Here is an 18159-nt window from a genome sequence, read left to right as displayed (position 1 = left end):
TCTCTAAAGAAGGGGGTCGATGGCGCTCAACGGCGCTTCGGCGCTGTAGTCGTCGGCGAACGCAATGGCCGGCTGGAACAGGGTTTTCCAGTCCGGTCGGCCAAAGGCCCGGTCGCTGTGGCTGCGCATCAGTTTTTCGTATTGGCGCTGGGCCTGGCGTTGCAGAGAGGGGTAGTCGACGCCGATGACCTGACCGTCCTGCATCACGCAGCGACCGTCGATGTAACTGGCGAGGCAGTCGTCGCCGCGTCCGGCCAACAGCAGGTTTTTCAGTGGATCGAACAGCGGGCCCAGGTGCAGACCGCGCAGGTTGAACACGGTGATATCCGCTTTGGCGCCGGGTGCCAGGCGACCGAGGTCATCACGGCCCAATGCCTTGGCGCCGCCGAGGGTGGCGGCGTTGTACAGGTCGAGGCTGCTGGTCAGCGATGGACCACCTTCCATGAGCCGGGCGATGTTCAAACCGTGGCGCATGTTCTCCAGCAGGTCTGCCGGCCAGGTGTCGGTGCCAAGGGCGAAGTTGATGCCTTTGGCGCGATAGCGGCCGAACGAATTCAGCGCCTCGCCGTCACGGGCGAACACCAGCGGGCAGTGCACCAGACTGGCGCCGCCATCAATGACCCGCTGCAAGTCGTCATCGCCCGAGGTGTAGAGGCCGTGGGGCAGCAGGCTGCGCGGGGTGAGCAGGTCGAGTTGCTGCAACCAGCCCAGCGGCGTGGTGCCGCGCAACTGTTCGACCATCGCCACTTCCCCCGGCGCCTGACAGCAATGCAGACGCATCGGTGCGTTCAGTTCGCGGCTCAAGGCGGATGTGCGTTGCAGCAGTTTCGGCGTGCAGGTCTGGATGCGATCCGGCAGCAGCGCGCCGCGAATCAACCCGGCGTGGGCGCCATCGAAATCCTTGAAAAACCGTTCGGCCGCGTCCAGCCCGGCCAGGCCCCGAGCCTCATCCCAGTGATGGGCGAGGGTGCCGTCGGCGCGCCAGTAACTCATGCCGCTCATGTAGCAGGGGCCGAGATAGGTGCGCAGGCCGAGTTCGCCCGCCACATCGGCGACAGCGGCAAACTCGTCATAGGTCTCCGCCCATTCGCGGTAGTACATCGAGGTGATCGGCATGGCCGTGGTGATGCCGTTGCGGATCAACTGGGTGAAGGCGTAGCGGTATTTGAAGACCTCTTCTTCGGGGCTGAACGATTCGTGCGGGCCGGCCGCCAGATACTCCGCCGACCACATCCGGCCCATGGCGCGCTCGTCGCCGTTGTCCAGGGTCAGCACCGTGGAATCGAGATCGCCGAGGGCGTCCAGGTCGATAAAACCGGGGCCGATCAGCGCATTGCCGTAATCGATCCACTGGTCCACCGGCCCTTGATAACCGCGCCCGACAAACTCGATGCGCGATCCGCTGAATACCACTTCGCCGTCGCGCCACAGCACATGTTGCGTGCCGTCGAAACCGACCACGCAACCGGCCTTCAGGCCGATCCGTTTCACAGACGGCTGCCCAGCAAACGACCGCCGCTGGCGATCAGTTCGCCGCCGCGATAGACCTGACGCACCGGCCGCGCGACTACCGCCTCTCCAAGGGTTTCCACCGGCATCAACAGAAAGTCTGCCGGCCGGCCGATTCCAAAACCATACTCTTCAACACCCAATGCGCGCGCACCGTTGACCGTCGCCGCGTCGAACGCCGCCGCCAGTTCATCGTCCTTGCCCAGATCAAAACGAAACGCCAGCAGCATTGCCCGTTCCAGCATGTCGCCATTGCCCATCGGCGACCACGCATCACGAATGCCGTCGGAGCCCAGACACACGTTGACGCCGGTCTCGCGCAGCGCCAGGAAGGGTGGAACGGCGCAATCGGCCGGCGCCGAACTCATCAGCGAAATGCCCAGTGCAGCAAGGCGTTCGGCGACCGGTTTGACCTGACTCCACGGCAGCATGCCCAGGCAATAGGCGTGGCTGATCATCACCCGGTTGTGCAGGTTGAAACGCTCGGTGTAATCGGCGATCCGGGCGATCTGCCAGAGGCCCAGTTCTCCCTTGTCGTGCAGGTGAATGTCGACGCCACGCTGGAATTCACGGGCCAGTTTGAACACGAAATCCAGTTGTGCGATCGGGTCGTTGTCGATGCCGCAAGGGTCGAGTCCACCGACGTTTTCCACGCCCAGGGCCATGGCTTCGCGCATCAGTTCGGCGGTGCCGGGGCGGCTGATCAGGCCGGTTTGCGGGAACACCACCAGTTGCAGGTCGATCAGGTCGTTGTAGGTTTCGCGCAGTTGCTGCATGGCCTCGACGTGACGCAGGCCGAATTCCGGGTCGATGTCGACGTGGCAACGCATCGTCAGCGAACCCCGGGCGATGCAGTTTTCCAGCAGGGCACCGGCGCGTTCGGCGATCGGCGCTTTGACTTCCCGCAGGACGCGGCGCTCGTTGCTGATGTAGTCCTTGAGCGTCGGGCCGGCGCTGTTCGGGCGCCAGGGCTGGCCGTACAGGGTCTTGTCGAGGTGGACGTGGCTTTCCACCAGCGGGGCGGTCAGGAGCTGGTTCTGGCCGTCGATGTCGGTGGCGGCCAGCGGGGTGCTGGAGGCCGGGCGGCGTTGCGTGAATTTGCCGTTTTCGATCAGCAGGTCTTCGGCGGGGGCGCCGTAGGGGCGGATGTTTCTGAGCCAGCGGGGGGCAGTCATTGGAACCTCGTTTGTTCTTTGGATTTTTTCCCCTCACCCTAGCCCTCTCCCGGAGGGAGAGGGGACCGACCGAGTCGTCTCAGGTAATACGCCGACCTGAGAGACCGAGTCGATTATGGATTCAGAGCAAAACGTTCAGGTCGGTGTATTTCTTGAATATTTCCCAATCGGTTCCCTCTCCCTTTGGGAGAGGGCTAGGGTGAGGGCTGCGGTTTCGGATCAACCCTTAAGCTTCGACCAGATCCGATCCTGCAGCTCCCGCGCCTTGTTGCTGCATTCCTTCTCCGGGCGCAGGCGCGAGGCGTACTCCTCGGGCATGTTGATCGCGTCCATGACCTTCCATTTCGCATCCAGCAACTGATCGCTCTGAATCCCGTTGGCATAGGCAATCGCGTTGGACACGGCCGCCGCGTTTTCCGGCTTCATCATCCAGTCGATGAAGATCTTCGCGTTGCCCGGATGCGGGGCGCTTTTGGGTACGGCGAAGTTGTCCTGGAACATCGCCAGGCCTTCTTTCGGGTACACGTATTTGATCGTGCTCTTCTGCAACGTGGCGCGGGCCGTCGAGCCGTTCCAGTTCTGCATCATGATCACTTCGCCCGAGGCCATGCGGTCGACGGTGTTGTCGGAGCTGTACATCTTCAAAAACGGTTTCTGCTTTTGCAGCAGTTCGAGGATGCGCTTGGCGTCCTGCGGGTTTTCCGTGCATTCGTCGACGTTCAGGTAATGGCTGGCGGCGTTGATCACGCTGCTGGAGGTGTCGAGGGCGGCAAGCTGGCCTTGCAGTTCCTTGCGCGGCTCGAAGAATTCTTTCCACGAATCATCGAGCTTGCCGCCCGGCACCCGCGCGCTGTCGTAGGAAAAACCGGTGGTGCCCCACAGGTAAGGCGCCGAAAACTTGCGGCCCGGGTCGAAGCTCGGGTCGCGGAACGGGCCTTTGACGTACTGGAAGTTGCTCAGGGTCGGGGCGTCGATTTCCAGCAGCAGGTCCTGCTTGATCAGCGTCTGCATGATCGACTGCGACGGCACGATCACGTCATACGCGGCGCCGCCGGCCTGTAACTTGGCGAGCAGGGTTTCGTTGCTGTCGTAGCCGTCCATGGTGACCTTGATCCCGGTCTCCTTTTCGAACTTGGCCAGCAAGTCCACCGGGTAGTAATCGGTCCAGTTGTAGAAGAACAATTGCTTGGGCTCGGCGGCGTGGGCGCCGAACGCGGTGAAACAACTCAGGGCCAGACCGGATACTGCCAGACGCATGTTTTTCACTTTCATGAGCGCGCTCCAGGTTTATTGTTGTTTGCCGCGTTGGCCGAGCCAGAAGGCCAGCACCACCAGCACGATGGAAATCACCAGCATCAGGGTTGAAATCGCGTTGATTTCAGGTGTTACGCCAGCCTTGATCGCCGAGAAGATGTACACCGGCAACGTGGTCGAACCGGGCCCGGCGACGAAGAAGGTCATGATGAAATCGTCGAGGCTGACCACGAACGCCAGCACCGATCCGGACAGCACCGCCGGCCACAGCAGCGGCAAGGTCACGCGGCGGAACACTTGCCACGGATTGGCATACAGGTCGTTGGCGGCTTCCAGCAGGCTCTTGTCCAGATCGTTGAGCCGCGCGCGGATCGGCAGGTAGGCGAACGGAATGCAGAAGCCGATGTGCGCGACGATCACCGTCATCAGCCCGAGCTTGATGCCCAGCGCCATGAACAGCAGCAGGGTGGCCACGGCGGTGACGATCTCCGGCAGGATCAGCGGCAGGTTGATCCCGCCTTCGACCATTTTCTGCCCGTAGAACGGCCGGTAGGTCGCCAGCGCCGCCAGCAGTGCAATCGCCGTGGCGCAGACGGTGGCGATGGTCGCGACGATGATCGAATTCAGCGCTGCGGTCTGGATCGACGGGTTGGCCAGGATCCGCCCGTACCAGGCGAACGAGAACTCGGTCCACACCGTCGCCGAACGGTTGGCGTTGAAGCTGTAGGCGATCAACACCAGGATCGGCACGTACAGATAGGCGAGGATCAGCAGGCTGATTTCCCGGGTCGCCGGGAGTTTTTTCAGGTGCAGAGAGATCATGCTTTCGCTCCCCGGTTCAGGGTTTTCGCCGCGCTGCGGCTGTACAGGGCGTAGAGCACCAGTGACAACAGCAGAATCCCCAGTAGCAGGAACGACAGCGAACTGCCCAGCGGCCAGTTGCGTGCGGTGCCGAATTGTTGCTGGATCAGGTTGCCGATCATCAGGGTCTTGCCGCCGCCGAGGATCGCCGGGGTGATGAAGGCGCCGAGGCTCGGTACGAACACCAGCAACGCGCCGGCAATCACGCCGGGCATCGACAGCGGCAGGATGATCCGCCGCAGCGCATGCCAGCGGTTGGCGCCCAGGTCATAGGCGGCTTCCACCAGACGCCAGTCGAGTTTTTCCAGTGTCGAGTAGATCGGCAGGATCATGAACGGCAAGAAGCTGTAGACCAGACCGACGCTGACCGCGAAGTCGTTGTACAGCAGGGTGATGCCGCCGGCACTCGGGAACAGCGCGTTGAGGCTTTGGGCGACCCAGCCCTGTTCGCGCAGGATGATCAGCCACGCGTAGTTGCGGATCAGCAGGTTGGTCCAGAACGGAATGGTGATGAGCAACACCATCACATTGCGCCGGCGCGGGGTCAGGCTCGACATCCACAGCGCCACCGGAAACCCGAACAGGAAGCACAGCACGGTGGTGCCGCCGGCCTGGAACACCGAACGCAACAGCGCTTGGGCGTAGACCCAGTTCAGCTCCAGTTCGCCGTCAAAACCCTCCTGGAAAAACAGCTGCACGTAACTTTGCAGTTGCCATTGGGCCTGCCAGTCGACGCCGCCGTAGGTGTTGCGCGGCAGCAGGCTGATGTAGCCCATGATGCCCAGCGGAATGGCGATCAGGGCGAGCAGGGTCAACACCACCGGGCTGAGCAACAGCGCGCGGTTGAGGGAGGGGGAAGTGCTGCTGACGCTCATCTCAGGCCTCCATCAACAGGCAGGCCTGGGGCGGCAAATGCACCGCCACGGGCTCACCGACTGCGCGACCACGGTTCAGGCCTTCGTTGTTTTCCCGCAGCATGACTTTGATGTCGTTGTTCAAGCGGCACTGGTAAAGGGTCGCGGTGCCGACATACAGCACCGCTTCGATCACCCCGCGCAGATGATGCGGTTGATCCGCCGCAACCAGTTGCGAACGTTCGGGACGAAACGCCAGTTGCACGCTGCTGCCATTCACGCCTTGCGGCGGGCAGGGGATTTCCACCGGCATGCCGCTGGGCACGAAGAGGTTTTCGTTGTGGTCGCCGCGCTTGAGTTCGCCGGGGAGGAAATTGATGTCGCCGATGAACTGGGCGACGAAACGGTGCTGCGGGCGTTCATAGATGTCGGTCGGGGTGCCGATCTGCAGGATCTTGCCGGCGGACATCACCGCGATCCGGTCGGACAGGGTCAAGGCCTCTTCCTGATCGTGGGTGACGAAGATGAAGGTGATCCCGGCTTCCTGCTGCACGCGCTTGAGTTCGACCTGCATTTCCTTGCGCAGTTTCAGATCCAGCGCCGACAGCGGCTCGTCGAGCAACAGCACTTTCGGCTTCGGCGCCAGGGCCCGGGCCAGCGCGACACGTTGCTGCTGGCCGCCGGAAAGCTCAGCCGGTTTGCGCCCGGCCAGGTGCTCCATTTGCACCAGTGCGAGCATTTCGTCGACCCGTGCCGGAATTGTCTTGCGATCAAGACCCTGCATCTCGAGGCCGAAGGCGATATTCTGCGCGACACTCATGTGCGGAAACAGCGCGTAACTCTGGAACACCGTGTTGACCCGACGCTTGAACGGCGGCAGGTGATTGACCGTTTCGCCCGCCAGACGGATCTCGCCGTCGCTGACGTGTTCGAAACCGGCGATGGTGCGCAGCAGGGTGGTCTTGCCGCAGCCCGAGGGGCCGAGGAGGGTGAAAAACTCGTTGTCGGCGATGTTCACCGACACGTTGTCGAGGGCAGGCGCGAGGCCAGGGTCATCAGAATACCGCTTGGATACGTTACGCACTTCAATGGCTATTGGTTGACCCATAATGGTGCAATCCTCTAATTATTGTATGCAATATCTGAATGCAATTTAGAAATACCCGGATTAATCTGCTGGCGCAACCCCCCCATTTCCCTGACTGAGTCGTTCGTCGGGCAGCGTCGCCAGCGTTGAAGGAGCTTCCAAATGACCGAGAAAAAAACGGAAACCACGGTCGACCGCGTCTACCAAGGGGTTTACGAGGCGATCAGCAAGCGTTCGCTGCGTCCGGGGATGAAGCTGGGCGAGGCGTCGCTGGCGGAATTGTTCAATGTCAGCCGCACGTCGGTTCGCGCTGCGCTCAAGCAATTGGAGGCCGACGGACTGGTCACCACCGAGCCCAATAAAGGTGCGTCGGTGTCGCTGCCCAGCGATGAGGAAATCCGTTCCCTGTTCGAAACCCGGCGTCTGATCGAGATCGGCATCGTCACCGAACTGTGCCGGCGCAAGGACTCTGCCGCGATGCAGGATTTGCGTGACCACCTGCTGCTGGAAGACGAAGCCCACGAAGCCGGCGATCACGAGCGGCTGATACACCTGCTTGGCGAGTTCCACATCAAACTCGCCCGTAGCCTGAATAACCCGGTGTTGCTCGACTGGTTTCAGAAGCTGATTTCCCGCGCCTCGCTGTACGCCGCCGCGCTGGATGACGACAGCCACGAAGCCTGCCGTGATGACGAGCACCTGCGCCTGATCGAGTACATCGAGGCCGGCAATCAGAGCGCCGCGATCGAGCTGACCTGCATGCACCTGGACGGCATCCAGAAGGCGATCCTCGACGTCGCTGCGAAAATGAAGACCGGCTACCATCCGCTCAAACACCTGATCGGAGTGTGAGCGTCGAGTGCAGGTGAAATCGGCTATACCTCTAATGAAACCATCGCTGCCCGACACGCTCGAAACAGACGGGCGTGGCGTTTGAACGCGCGGCGATAGAACCGGACCCACTACAAGGCGTTGAAGCAGCTGATGCAGTTTTTATCCGATAGCCATGGGTGTGACGGCTGGCAAGGCGAGATGGCCGGGCGCATTCGTGCGTTTGACTGGAGCAGGACTGATCTGGGCCCCCTCGAAACCTGGCCGGCCAGCCTGTGCAGCACGGTCCAGCTGATGCTGGCCTCGCCGCTGCCGATGGTCATGCTCTGGGGGCATGCCGGTTACATGATCTACAACGACGCTTATTCACGATTCGCCGGCGGACGACATCCCTACCTGCTCGGATCGCCGGTGGAACTGGGCTGGCCGGAGGTGGCCGATTTCAACCGGCATGTGGTCGACACCTGTCTGGCCGGCGGCACCCTGGAATACCGCAACAAGGTCTTGGTGTTGCTGCGCGACGGTGTGCCCGAGGATGTCTGGCTCGATTTGTATTACAGCCCGGTGGCCAACGATGCCGGCGTGCCTTCGGGTGTGATGGCGATGGTGGTGGAAACCACTGAACTGGTGTTGTCCGAGCGTCTGCGCCAGGCCGCTGAAGATGCCTATCGCGCCGATAACGAGCGGGTGCGCCTGGCACTGAATGCCGGGGCATTGCTCGGCTCGTTTGTCTGGGACGTCAGAAACAACGTGCTGTCGGCCGACGAGCGTTTTGCCCGGACATTTTCCTACCCGCCTGATCAAGACCTGAGCAACCTGCCGCAGCATATCGCCGAGGCGCACATTCATACGGACGACCGTAATTGGGTACAGGAGTGCGTGGAGAATTCGGTGCGTACCGGCGAGCCGTACAACGCCGAGTACCGGGTGGTGCGTGCCGATGGCAGTTGTCTGTGGGTGCTCGCCAGCGGTGCTTGCGAATTCGACGAGCAGGGCCGGCCGTTCCGTTTCCCCGGTGTGTTGATCGATATTCACGAGCGCAAGACCGCCGAGGAATCGCTGCTCAAGTTCACCCGCAACCTCGAACAGCGGGTAGCGGATGAAGTCGAGGCGCGCCTCGCCGCGGAAGAGCAATTGCGTCAGTCGCAGAAGCTCGAAGCCATCGGTGGCCTCACCGGCGGCGTGGCCCATGACTTCAACAACCTGCTGCAAGTGATCGCCGGCAATCTGCACCTGCTGGCTCGCCATGAACCGGACAATGCCAATGTCCAGCGTCGGGTCAGCGCCTCGCTGGCGGCGGTGGAGCGCGGCGCCAAGCTGTCTTCGCAACTGCTCGCGTTTGCCCGGCGTCAGCCGCTGTCGCCGGCGGTGTGCAACCCCCGCCAGATATTCGAAGGCGTGGGCGAGTTGCTGCAACGGGCGCTGGGCGAAACCATTCAGATCGACGTGCAACTGCCTGTTGAGCCTTGGCACATCAACGTTGACCGCAATCAACTGGAAAACGCCATTCTCAATCTGGCGATCAATGCCCGGGATGCCATGAAGGGCGAGGGCACGATTGTGCTCGGCGCCTCCAACCTCTCACTGGACCGGGCGTTCTGTTCGGGCAAGGGCATCGTGCCGGGGGATTTCGTTCGGGTCTCGGTCAGTGACAGCGGCGTGGGCATTGCCCCGCACATGCTCGAGCAGGTGTTCGAACCGTTCTTCACCACCAAGGCCGATGGCCAGGGCACTGGCCTGGGCTTGAGCATGGTGTTCGGCTTCGTCAAGCAGAGCGGCGGGCATGTGGAGATCGACAGTCGGATCGGCGAAGGCACGCGGGTGCAGTTGTACTTTCCACGCAGCCTGCGCCCCGTGCTCGATGACTCGCCGAGCGTCAATCATCAGCAGGCGGGCGGTCACGAGACGATCCTGGTGGTCGAGGACAACGAAGCGGTGCGCACCTCGGCCGTCGAGCTGCTGCGCGAAGAAGGCTACCGCGTGCTGATCGCCGGCAACGGCGATGCGGCCATGCAGATGTTGATGGAAGGCGCGCGGGTCGACCTGATCTTCACCGACGTGGTCATGCCCGGTCTTATCAAAAGCTCCGATCTGGCGGCGTGGGCCAAGGTGCAAATGCCGCCGGTGGCCGTGCTGTTCACCTCGGGCCACACCCGCGACATCATCTCGCGCAACCACCAGCTCAGCCCCGACACCCATTTGCTCGGCAAGCCCTATGGCCCCGAAGCACTGCTGCAGATGATCCGTTCCGTGCTCAGCACCTGAGCTCCAATCCCCTGACCAAGGCTGGCCGATGACTTCCAGACGCAATTCCAGTTCTGCCGCCGGCATGGTTCGCGTGCGCGGCGCCCGTGAACACAATCTGAAGAACGTGGACGTCGACATTCCTCGCGATGCACTGGTGGTGTTCACCGGGGTGTCGGGTTCGGGCAAGTCGTCGCTGGCGTTTTCGACGCTGTATGCCGAAGCCCAGCGGCGCTATTTCGAATCGGTGGCGCCCTATGCGCGGAGGCTGATCGATCAGGTCGGCGTGCCGGACGTCGATTCCATCGAAGGCCTGCCCCCGGCCGTGGCCCTGCAGCAACAGCGCGGCACGCCGAGCACGCGCTCGTCGGTGGGCAGCGTCACCACGTTGTCGAGCCTGATCCGTATGCTGTACTCGCGCGCCGGCAGCTATCCGCCGGGTCAGCCGATGCTGTATGCCGAGGATTTTTCACCGAACACGCCGCAAGGCGCCTGCCCGCAATGCCATGGACTGGGCCGGGTTTACGAGGTCACCGAGGCGTTGATGGTGCCGGATCCGAATCTGACCATCCGCCAGCGTGCCGTGGCGTCCTGGCCGCTGGCCTGGCAGGGGCAGAACCTGCGCGACATCCTGGTGACCATGGGCATCGATGTCGATATCCCGTGGCGCAAACTGCCGAAAAAACAGCGTGACTGGATCCTCTTCACCGAGGAAACACCGACCGTTCCGGTGTACGCCGGGCTGACGCCGGAAGAAACCCGCGTCGCCCTCAAGCGCAACATGGAGCCGAGCTATCAAGGCACGTTCACCGGCGCCCGGCGCTACATCCTGCACACGTTTACCCATTCGCAAAGTGCGCTGATGAAGAAGCGCGTGTCGCAGTTCATGCTCGGCAGCCTTTGCCCGCTGTGCGATGGCAAGCGCCTCAAGCGCGAGGCGCTGTCGGTGACGTTTGCCGGGCATGACATCGGCGAGTTGTCGCGGATGCCGCTGCTGCAAGTCGCCGAAGTCTTGAAGCCGGTGGCGGACGCGAGCTGGCTGGAACACGCCGATGAAAGCGGTGAAACCCTGACCCACAGCCAGACCCGCGAAGCCCGCCAGCAGCGCATGGCTCATGGCGCCAGCGGCCACGCCAACGCGCCGGACGTGCGCCATACGCCGAACCTGTCGCTGGAAAAACGCCTGGCCGCGCAGCGCATTGCCGAGGACTTGCTGGAGCGGGTCAGCACCCTGACCGATCTCGGGCTCGGATATCTGGCGCTGGAGCGCAGCACGCCGACCCTGTCGTCCGGCGAATTGCAACGCCTGCGACTGGCCACTCAATTGGGCTCGCAACTGTTCGGCGTGATCTACGTGCTCGACGAACCCTCCGCCGGCCTGCACCCGGCTGACGGCGAGGCGCTGTTCGAAGCCTTGCAGCGCCTGAAGGCCGACGGCAACAGCGTGTTTGTGGTCGAGCACGATCTGGACACCATGCGCCGGGCCGACTGGCTGATCGACGTCGGCCCGGCGGCCGGTGAAAAGGGCGGGCAAATTCTCTACAGCGGACCGCCACCGGGGCTGGCCGCGATCGAGGACTCGCAGACCCGCGCCTATCTGTTCGCCGAACAGCAACGGTCGACCCGTACGGCGCGCAAACCGTCCGGCTGGTTGAAGCTCGACGGCGTCACTCGCAACAACCTGAATAACCTGAGCGCCGAATTTCCCCTGGGCTGTTTCACCTCGGTCACCGGTGTTTCCGGTTCGGGCAAATCCAGTCTGGTCAGCCAGGCGCTGCTGGAACTGGTCGGCGCACAACTCGGGCGCAGCGTCAGTGACGCCGAGCCGGAAGAACTCAATCTGGAAGACGATACCCCGTCTGCCAGCACCGGCCAGGTCAGCGCCGGGCTGGAGTCGATCAAGCGTCTGGTGCAGGTCGATCAGAAACCCATCGGCCGCACGCCGCGTTCGAATCTGGCGACCTACACCGGGCTGTTCGACAACGTGCGCAAGCTGTTTGCCGCGACCGATGAGGCGAAAGCGGCGGGTTACGACGCCGGGCAATTTTCCTTCAACGTCGCCAAGGGTCGCTGCCCGACCTGCGAAGGCGAGGGCTTTGTCAGTGTCGAATTGCTGTTCATGCCCAGCGTTTATGCGCCGTGCCCGACCTGTCACGGCGCGCGTTACAACCCCGAAACCCTGGCCATTGTCTGGCAGGGCTTGAGCATCGCGCAGGTGCTGAAACTGACGGTGGACGAAGCGGTGACGGTGTTTGCCGAGCAACCGGCGATCCGCCGTTCGCTAGAGGTGCTGCGCGACATCGGTCTCGGTTACCTGCGCCTCGGGCAACCGGCGACCGAGTTGTCCGGCGGCGAAGCCCAGCGCATCAAACTGGCCACCGAACTGCAGCGCAACCAGCGTGGCGCGACGTTGTATGTGCTGGATGAACCAACCACCGGGTTGCACCCGCGCGATGTCGACCGCTTGCTGGAGCAACTGGATACGCTGGTCACGGCCGGGCACACGGTGATCGTGGTCGAGCATGAAATGCGCGTGGTGGCGCAGAGCGACTGGGTGATCGACATCGGCCCGGGCGCGGGGGATCAGGGCGGCAAGATCGTCGTGGCCGGTACGCCGCAGAAAGTGGCGGCGAGCAAGAAGAGCCGGACTGCGCCGTTTCTAGCCCGTGCCTTGAACCGATAACTGCGTCGCCTGGGCGGGCCTCATCGCGGGCTTGCACGCAATGGCGGTGTATCAGGCGCCGTCGAGCGTGCGGCGCACCTTGTCCAGCAACTCGCGGATCTGGAACGGCTTGACCAGCATCTCCATGCCGGCCCCGAGGAACACCTGGCGGTTGATCGCGGTTTCCGCGTAACCGGTCATGAACAGGATCGGCAGCGCTTCACGCCAGCCCCGGGCAACGTCCGCCAGTTCACGGCCGGTCATGCGTGGCAGGCCGACGTCGGTCAGCAGCAGGTCGATCGACGAGTCGTTTTGCAAGCGCTCCAGCGCGGTTTCGATATCGGCTGCCTGGGTGCAGCGGTAGCCGGCGTCTTCCAGCACTTCGGTGACGAACAGGCGCACGGCCGGCATGTCTTCGACGATCAACACATGTTCGCCCGAGCCTTGCGGATCGATGGTCACCGGGGCCACATCGACAGCGGTCGGATCACTGGTGGCCGGCAGCATGATCGTCACTTCGGTGCCGCGTCGCGCCACGCTGCGGATGTGCGCATCGCCACCGGATTGACGAGCGAAACCGTAGATCGTCGACAGCCCCAACCCGGTGCCCTGGCCCAGCGGTTTGGTGGTGAAAAACGGCTCGAACACCTTATCGATGACGCTGTGCTCGATGCCGGTACCGTCATCGCGCACCGATAGCGCCACATAGGAACCATCGGCGAGGTTCGGGTCGCCGTGGGAATACGCCGCGTAAGTGCTGACCCAGATATTGCCGCCCCGTGGCAATGCGTCCCGGGCGTTGATCACCAGGTTGAGCACTGCGCTTTCGAGCTGGATCGGATCGACCAGCGCGATGGCAGGTTTGGTGGTCATTTCCAGTTTGAGGGCGATGCGTTCGCCGATGGTGCGCACCAGCAACTCTTCCAGCGAGCGGACGTGCTTGTTGATGTCCACCGGACGGGTGTCGAGCGGTTGCTGGCGGGCAAAAGCCAGCAGGCGATGGGTGAGCGAGGCCGCGCTCATCGCCGAACTCAGGGCCGCTTCGGCATAGAACTGGACCTTGTCCGGGCGCGCATCGGCGACGCGTTTCTGGATCAGTTCGAGGCTGGTGATGATCCCGGTCAGCAAGTTGTTGAAGTCATGGGCGATGCCGCCGGTAAGTTTGCCCAGCGCATCCATTTTCTGTACTTGCAGCAGTTGCGATTCGGCGCGTACCCGGTCGGCGACTTCCTTGGCCAGTTGCGTGGTGGTGTCGTCCAGTCGCGCCAGGTGCGAACGTTCGCGGTGACGGTGTTCGGTGACGTCTTCGACGAACACCAGGCTCAGTTTCGGGGTGCGGTAGGGGGAAATTTGCCACTCGGTCTCACGGATCTCGCCCTGCACGCGCATGTTCAGCGTGCCTTTCCAGCGTTCGCCATCCACCAGCCGCAGGCGCAGTTCGTCGAGGATCGCGCTCTGATCCTCGGCGAAGCATTCGCTGAGGGTCTGCGGGTCGCGGTTGTCCTGGATCAGTTGGGAGAAAGCGTGGTTGCACTCGTGGACTTTCAGGTCGGCATCCAGCACCGCGATGGGCGCGGAGATGTTGACGAAGATCTCGCGGAAACGCGCCTCGCTTTCGCGCAACGCGTTCTCCGTGTCGCGCACCCGAAGCAGGGTGCGCAATGTTGCCAGCAGCACATCGGGATCGACCGGGTGAATCAGATACGCATCGGCCCCGGCATCGAGGCCGGTGATGATGTCGCCGGTCTGGATCGACGCGGCCGACACGTGGATCACCGGGAGCAGGGCGGTGCGGGCGTCGGCGCGCAGTTCGCGGACAATATCGAAGCCGCTCATGTCCGGCAGGTTGACGTCGAGAATCAACGCGTCGAGCTTTTCACTGGCGATCAACGCCAGGCCTTCGCCACCGGTGCCGGCCTCTGACACCTCATAGCCGTGGCGTTCCAGCCGTCGGCGCAAGGCATAACGGGTGGCGACGTTGTCGTCGACAATCAACAGACGGATGTCATGTTTCATCGACGCTCTCCTGGGCGATCGCCAACGGGATGATCACGAAAAAGCACGAACCCACGCTCGGGGTACTCTGGACGCCGACCTCGCCACCGAGCAGTTCGGCGAAGCGTTTGCACAGGGACAAGCCGAGCCCGGTGCCGCGCAGGCGTTTTTGCAGCGGTGAGTCGACCTGAGAAAAGTCTTCAAACAAGGTGCCGTGCAGTTCGGGGGCGATGCCGATACCGGTGTCGCTGACGGCGAACCGTACCTTGTCCTCACCCTCAAGGCGTGCCGAGATCCTTACTTCACCACGGGTGGTGAATTTCAGCGAGTTGGAAATGAAGTTGCGCAGAATCTGCGCGAGCTTCTTGTCGTCGGTATAGAGACGCGGCAGGCCTACCGGCTCCTCGAAAATCAGGTCGACGGCGGTGGCGTCGACAATCGGCCGGAACATTCCGCGCAACGCCGCGAACAGGTCGAACATGTCGAACCACGCCGCAGAAATGCTGATGCGTCCGGCCTCGATCTTCGCCAGATCGAGCAGGTCGTCGACCATGTCACTGAGTTCCCGGGCGGCGCTGCTGACGAAGGCCACCTGTTTGTGCTGCTCGGGGCTGAGCGGGCCGTCGAGTTCGTCGGCCAGCAGGCTGTTGATGCTCAGGATCGAGCCCAGCGGTGTGCGGAACTCGTGGCTCATGTACGACAGAAAGCGGCTTTTCAGATCGGACGCCTGGCGCAGTTGTTCGGCCTGAGTGTCGAGTTCGGCGTACAGCGCGAGCACGCCCTGATTGGTTTCGTCGAGCTCTTCGCGCAACGCAGCGGTTTCGTTCTGCAACTGGGCGATCAACGCAGCCTGTTCGGCATTGCTCAGTGTCGGGGACTCAGCCATGGGCTGCCTCCAGGGCAACGACCAGCACCGTTACATCGTCGCGCCCGCGACAGAAATCGCGGTGCAGGACGGTGGCTATCACGGCGGGATGGCGATGCACCAGACCGGGGTAGTCTTGAAGGTTCCAACGGGACTGCAAGCCATCGCTGTACATGATCAATAGATGTCCGTTCACGTGAGCATAGTCAAAGCGCTGGGCTTTTCGGTATTGGCCGCCGACTATCCCTGGATGCGAGGCCAGTCCGCGCGACTTGTCGGAGGCGATCAGGCTGGCACCGATGTTACCGACACCGGTGAACGACAGACTGGCACGCCCTGCGTGAAACTGCGCGAATGCCACTGCGCCACCCCGGCTCCCGATCATCTCGCGGTGCATGTCTTCCATCAGCAGCGTCGGCGCACCGAACGGGCTCAGGGCAAAGGCTTTCTCTCCTGCACGGGCCGCACGCTCGGCGTCCTCGCCATGGCCCAGACCGTCGACGATCAGGGCACTGATGTCACGGCCATGAATCGCCAGATGCCAGACGTCACCGCAGGCTGGATCGTTGTGCAGCGAGTGCTGGCTGACACCATACGGCAGATCCGCCTGACGGTCGCTGCGCGGGTACAGACGAGCCAGCAGCACGGCGCCGCGATGATCGGCAAATACGTCGAAGATATCCGCCTGTCGAGCCACTGCACCGAGGCCGATGCCCTGAGTGCCACCGGTGGAAAAGCCGTCCGCCAGACACGCGTCCAGATCAAACCCCTGGGCACGGTCGACCGCAATCATCTCGATGCCGTCGTCACCCTGACGGGGCAACAGGCGCAGGTGCAATTCCCCGCGCCCGGCATGCTTGAGCACATTGCTCGCCAGCTCCGTGGCCACCAGCGCCACACGGCCTGCGTCGCTTTCGCCAAAACCGTGTTGCTCGGCCAGACGCTGGGCCGTACGCCGGGCATGGCCGATCTGGCTGCTGTCCTCGATCACCAACACCTGGGTCAATGTCCCGCTGATGTTCATGTCCATCGGGTGATCGTTATGCGAGTGCCTTTGCCGGGCTCGGTGTCCAGTTCAAATTCGTCCACGAGACGCTTTGCCCCGGTCAGGCCCAGGCCCAGACCGCTGCCGGAGGTCCAGCCGTCGGTCATCGCCAGTTTGATGTCGGGAATGCCCGGGCCTTCGTCGCGGAACGTCAGGCGCAGGCCGACCTTGTGGTTGTCGTCGAGGATCTGCCAGTCCATGTCGCCACCCCCGCCATACACCATGGTGTTGCGCGCCAGCTCGCTGACGGCAGTCACCAGTTTGGTCAGGTCGATCAGGCGCATGCCGCATTCGGTGGCCAGTTTGCGCGCCTGTTGCCGGGCCAGCACCACGTCCTGCTCGATGTTGATCGGTTGGGTACCGCTGCTGCGCACGGTCATTGCTGGCGTACTCGTTCCTGCAGCAGTTTCATGCCGCGCTCGACGTTCAGCGCGGTACTGACGCCTGGCAGGTACAGACCGAGCTCGACCAGGGTAATGGCGACCGCCGGCTGCATGCCGACGAGCATGGTTTCGGCATCCATGATTTTCGACAGGCCGGAAATGGTGCCGATCATCCGGCCAATGAACGAATCGACCATGTCCAGCGCCGAGATGTCGATCAGCACCCCGCGCGCGGAGGTCTTGCTGATGCGCTCGGACAGGTCGTCCTGCAAGGTGAGGGCGAGCTGGTCGTGCATGTCGACCTGGATGGTCACCAGCAGGAAATCACCCATCTGAAGAATCGGGATACGTTCCATTGTTCAGACCGTCTTGGTGAGGGTGATGCCCAGACGGGTCAGGGCCAGCTTCAGTGCGTCGGCCAGATTGGCTTTGGTGACCACGCCTTGCAGGTCGAGGCCCAGGTGGACGATGGTCTGGGCAATCTGCGGACGCACGCCGCTGATGATGCAGTCGGCGCCCATCAGGCGGATCGCGGTGACGGTTTTCAGCAGGTGCTGGGCCACGAGGGTGTCGACGGTCGGCACGCCGGTGATGTCGATGATGGCGATTTCCGAGCCGGTGTCGACGATGCGTTGCAGCAGCGATTCCATCACCACCTGGGTGCGTTGCGAGTCGAGGGTGCCGATCATCGGCAGCGCGAGCACGCCATCCCACAATTTGACCACCGGGGTCGACAACTCCAGCAGTTCTTCCTGCTGGCGCTTGATCACCGCTTCACGGGATTTCTGGAACGTGCGAATGGTGTACAGGCCGAAAGCATCGAACAATTCGGAAATTTCCCAAAGCTGTTCGGCGAGCAGGGCGGGCTGGTCCTGATAATGGTTTTGCAGCAGGGCGAACAGCGGGCCCTTGAGCGAGAAAATGAAGCTGGCGGTCTGCTGGGAATCCTGACCGAGCTGGGCGCGGCTATGGGAGAGTTTTTCGAGGAACTGGCGCATGCCTTCCCAGCCCGGCGCGGTGATGTTGGTGCCGCTGTCGTTTTTCAGGCCACTGACCACCAGTTGCAGGAATTCACTGGTCTGCTGCTGCAAGTCGTGTTCTTTGAGATTGCGGGTGGCGCCGCTGTCTTGCAGTCCCTTGATCCATTCGCCCAGCAGTTGAACCTGATTGTTTTTAATCGCATCGAGTGTGCTGTTCTGCAGTGCTGCCATGTGCCTGTTGCTCCATTGCGAATTGGGGGCCGGTTCTTCGGAAAATGACCGGCGCGAAGTGAATGACCTTGGCCGTTCGAAATAGTTGTTCGTTCCCCCGAGGATATTTTGATCTGGCGCAAGTAACGCACCGGTAACTCTAGTCGGCGCGGCTAGGAATGCTGATCTTTTGCCTGCAACAAA

At 62.6% G+C, this 18159-nt stretch carries 15 protein-coding genes; 3 read left to right on the top strand and 12 right to left on the bottom strand.

The genetic code is table 11. From position 1 onward, the window contains the following. Positions 1-3: 3 nt before the first annotated feature. The 6 genes from PDR5_RS16220 to PDR5_RS16195 form a co-directional block, all read right to left on the bottom strand. Complete coding sequence (locus PDR5_RS16220; protein WP_064597114.1) at positions 4-1491, bottom strand: amidohydrolase family protein; 1488 nt, start codon at positions 1489-1491, stop codon at positions 4-6. After that, a complete protein-coding gene (locus PDR5_RS16215) occupies positions 1488-2684 on the bottom strand; it encodes an amidohydrolase family protein (RefSeq protein ID WP_064597107.1) in 1197 nt (398 codons plus the stop codon). The genes PDR5_RS16220 and PDR5_RS16215 overlap by 4 nt, the downstream gene beginning before the upstream one ends. Before the next feature lie 219 nt (positions 2685-2903). Then, on the bottom strand, positions 2904-3956 hold the full coding sequence (locus PDR5_RS16210) for an extracellular solute-binding protein (RefSeq protein ID WP_064597104.1): 1053 nt from the start codon (positions 3954-3956) through the stop codon (positions 2904-2906). Between the two features lie 15 nt (positions 3957-3971). Further along, positions 3972-4760 (bottom strand): ABC transporter permease, encoded by a 789-nt coding sequence (locus tag PDR5_RS16205; protein WP_064597101.1) that lies wholly within the window; start codon positions 4758-4760, stop codon positions 3972-3974. Then, a complete protein-coding gene (locus tag PDR5_RS16200) occupies positions 4757-5674 on the bottom strand; it encodes an ABC transporter permease (RefSeq protein ID WP_064597098.1) in 918 nt (305 codons plus the stop codon). Before PDR5_RS16200 ends, PDR5_RS16205 begins: the two co-directional genes overlap by 4 nt. A gap of 1 nt (position 5675) precedes the next feature. After that, positions 5676-6761, bottom strand: coding sequence for an ABC transporter ATP-binding protein (locus PDR5_RS16195; RefSeq protein WP_064597094.1), 1086 nt, complete (start codon positions 6759-6761; stop codon positions 5676-5678). Between the two features lie 141 nt (positions 6762-6902). Between PDR5_RS16195 and PDR5_RS16190 the strand changes: the two genes are divergently transcribed. The 3 genes from PDR5_RS16190 to PDR5_RS16180 all read left to right on the top strand — a co-directional run bounded on the left by PDR5_RS16190 (position 6903) and on the right by PDR5_RS16180 (position 12498). Next, positions 6903-7592 (top strand): GntR family transcriptional regulator, encoded by a 690-nt coding sequence (locus PDR5_RS16190; RefSeq protein WP_039768861.1) that lies wholly within the window; start codon positions 6903-6905, stop codon positions 7590-7592. Between the two features lie 132 nt (positions 7593-7724). After that, positions 7725-9836 carry a hybrid sensor histidine kinase/response regulator gene (locus tag PDR5_RS16185; RefSeq protein WP_064597091.1) on the top strand — a complete coding sequence of 704 codons (2112 nt, stop codon included), beginning with the start codon at positions 7725-7727 and terminating at the stop codon, positions 9834-9836. A gap of 28 nt (positions 9837-9864) precedes the next feature. Continuing rightward, positions 9865-12498: an excinuclease ABC subunit UvrA gene (locus tag PDR5_RS16180; protein ID WP_064597088.1), complete on the top strand. Its 2634-nt coding sequence runs from the start codon at positions 9865-9867 to the stop codon at positions 12496-12498. Positions 12499-12549: 51 nt separating this feature from the next. Here PDR5_RS16180 and PDR5_RS16175 read toward each other — a convergent pair whose 3' ends face one another. The 6 genes from PDR5_RS16175 to PDR5_RS16150 are packed head-to-tail and all read right to left on the bottom strand — an operon-like array spanning position 12550 to position 17976. Continuing rightward, on the bottom strand, positions 12550-14493 hold the full coding sequence (locus tag PDR5_RS16175) for a response regulator (protein WP_064597085.1): 1944 nt from the start codon (positions 14491-14493) through the stop codon (positions 12550-12552). Further along, entirely contained in the window at positions 14483-15358 is an 876-nt protein-coding gene (locus PDR5_RS16170; RefSeq protein WP_064597082.1) for a sensor histidine kinase, read from the bottom strand. Before PDR5_RS16170 ends, PDR5_RS16175 begins: the two co-directional genes overlap by 11 nt. Beyond that, entirely contained in the window at positions 15351-16361 is a 1011-nt protein-coding gene (locus tag PDR5_RS16165) for an ATP-binding protein (RefSeq protein ID WP_064600859.1), read from the bottom strand. The genes PDR5_RS16170 and PDR5_RS16165 overlap by 8 nt, the downstream gene beginning before the upstream one ends. Continuing rightward, the gene (locus PDR5_RS16160) at positions 16358-16762 is read right to left on the bottom strand and encodes an anti-sigma regulatory factor (protein ID WP_039768856.1); all 405 of its coding nucleotides are present in this window, start codon (positions 16760-16762) and stop codon (positions 16358-16360) included. Before PDR5_RS16160 ends, PDR5_RS16165 begins: the two co-directional genes overlap by 4 nt. Further along, entirely contained in the window at positions 16759-17121 is a 363-nt protein-coding gene (locus PDR5_RS16155; protein WP_011334518.1) for an STAS domain-containing protein, read from the bottom strand. Before PDR5_RS16155 ends, PDR5_RS16160 begins: the two co-directional genes overlap by 4 nt. A gap of 3 nt (positions 17122-17124) precedes the next feature. Beyond that, positions 17125-17976 (bottom strand): STAS domain-containing protein, encoded by an 852-nt coding sequence (locus PDR5_RS16150; protein ID WP_064597079.1) that lies wholly within the window; start codon positions 17974-17976, stop codon positions 17125-17127. Positions 17977-18159 lie beyond the last annotated feature (183 nt).

It is taken from the genome of Pseudomonas sp. DR 5-09, from assembly GCF_001655595.1.
In the GTDB taxonomy this organism is placed as follows: Bacteria; Pseudomonadota; Gammaproteobacteria; order Pseudomonadales; family Pseudomonadaceae; genus Aquipseudomonas; species Aquipseudomonas pharyngis.
Note: the sequence above shows the minus strand (reverse complement) of the source record. Positions and strands in the feature narration are given on the sequence as shown.

What these genes read in the sequence shown, in the direction of transcription:
- PDR5_RS16215 (WP_064597107.1), bottom strand. Translation starts at nt 2,684, where the DNA reads ATGACTGCCCCCCGCTGGCTCAGAAACATCCGCCCCTACGGCGCCCCC.
- PDR5_RS16210 (WP_064597104.1), bottom strand. Translation starts at nt 3,956, where the DNA reads ATGAAAGTGAAAAACATGCGTCTGGCAGTATCCGGTCTGGCCCTGAGT.
- PDR5_RS16205 (WP_064597101.1), bottom strand. Translation starts at nt 4,760, where the DNA reads ATGATCTCTCTGCACCTGAAAAAACTCCCGGCGACCCGGGAAATCAGC.
- PDR5_RS16200 (WP_064597098.1), bottom strand. Translation starts at nt 5,674, where the DNA reads ATGAGCGTCAGCAGCACTTCCCCCTCCCTCAACCGCGCGCTGTTGCTC.
- PDR5_RS16195 (WP_064597094.1), bottom strand. Translation starts at nt 6,761, where the DNA reads ATGGGTCAACCAATAGCCATTGAAGTGCGTAACGTATCCAAGCGGTAT.
- PDR5_RS16190 (WP_039768861.1), top strand. Translation starts at nt 6,903, where the DNA reads ATGACCGAGAAAAAAACGGAAACCACGGTCGACCGCGTCTACCAAGGG.
- PDR5_RS16185 (WP_064597091.1), top strand. Translation starts at nt 7,725, where the DNA reads ATGCAGTTTTTATCCGATAGCCATGGGTGTGACGGCTGGCAAGGCGAG.
- PDR5_RS16180 (WP_064597088.1), top strand. Translation starts at nt 9,865, where the DNA reads ATGACTTCCAGACGCAATTCCAGTTCTGCCGCCGGCATGGTTCGCGTG.
- PDR5_RS16175 (WP_064597085.1), bottom strand. Translation starts at nt 14,493, where the DNA reads ATGAAACATGACATCCGTCTGTTGATTGTCGACGACAACGTCGCCACC.
- PDR5_RS16170 (WP_064597082.1), bottom strand. Translation starts at nt 15,358, where the DNA reads ATGGCTGAGTCCCCGACACTGAGCAATGCCGAACAGGCTGCGTTGATC.
- PDR5_RS16165 (WP_064600859.1), bottom strand. Translation starts at nt 16,361, where the DNA reads ATGAACATCAGCGGGACATTGACCCAGGTGTTGGTGATCGAGGACAGC.
- PDR5_RS16160 (WP_039768856.1), bottom strand. Translation starts at nt 16,762, where the DNA reads ATGACCGTGCGCAGCAGCGGTACCCAACCGATCAACATCGAGCAGGAC.
- PDR5_RS16155 (WP_011334518.1), bottom strand. Translation starts at nt 17,121, where the DNA reads ATGGAACGTATCCCGATTCTTCAGATGGGTGATTTCCTGCTGGTGACC.
- PDR5_RS16150 (WP_064597079.1), bottom strand. Translation starts at nt 17,976, where the DNA reads ATGGCAGCACTGCAGAACAGCACACTCGATGCGATTAAAAACAATCAG.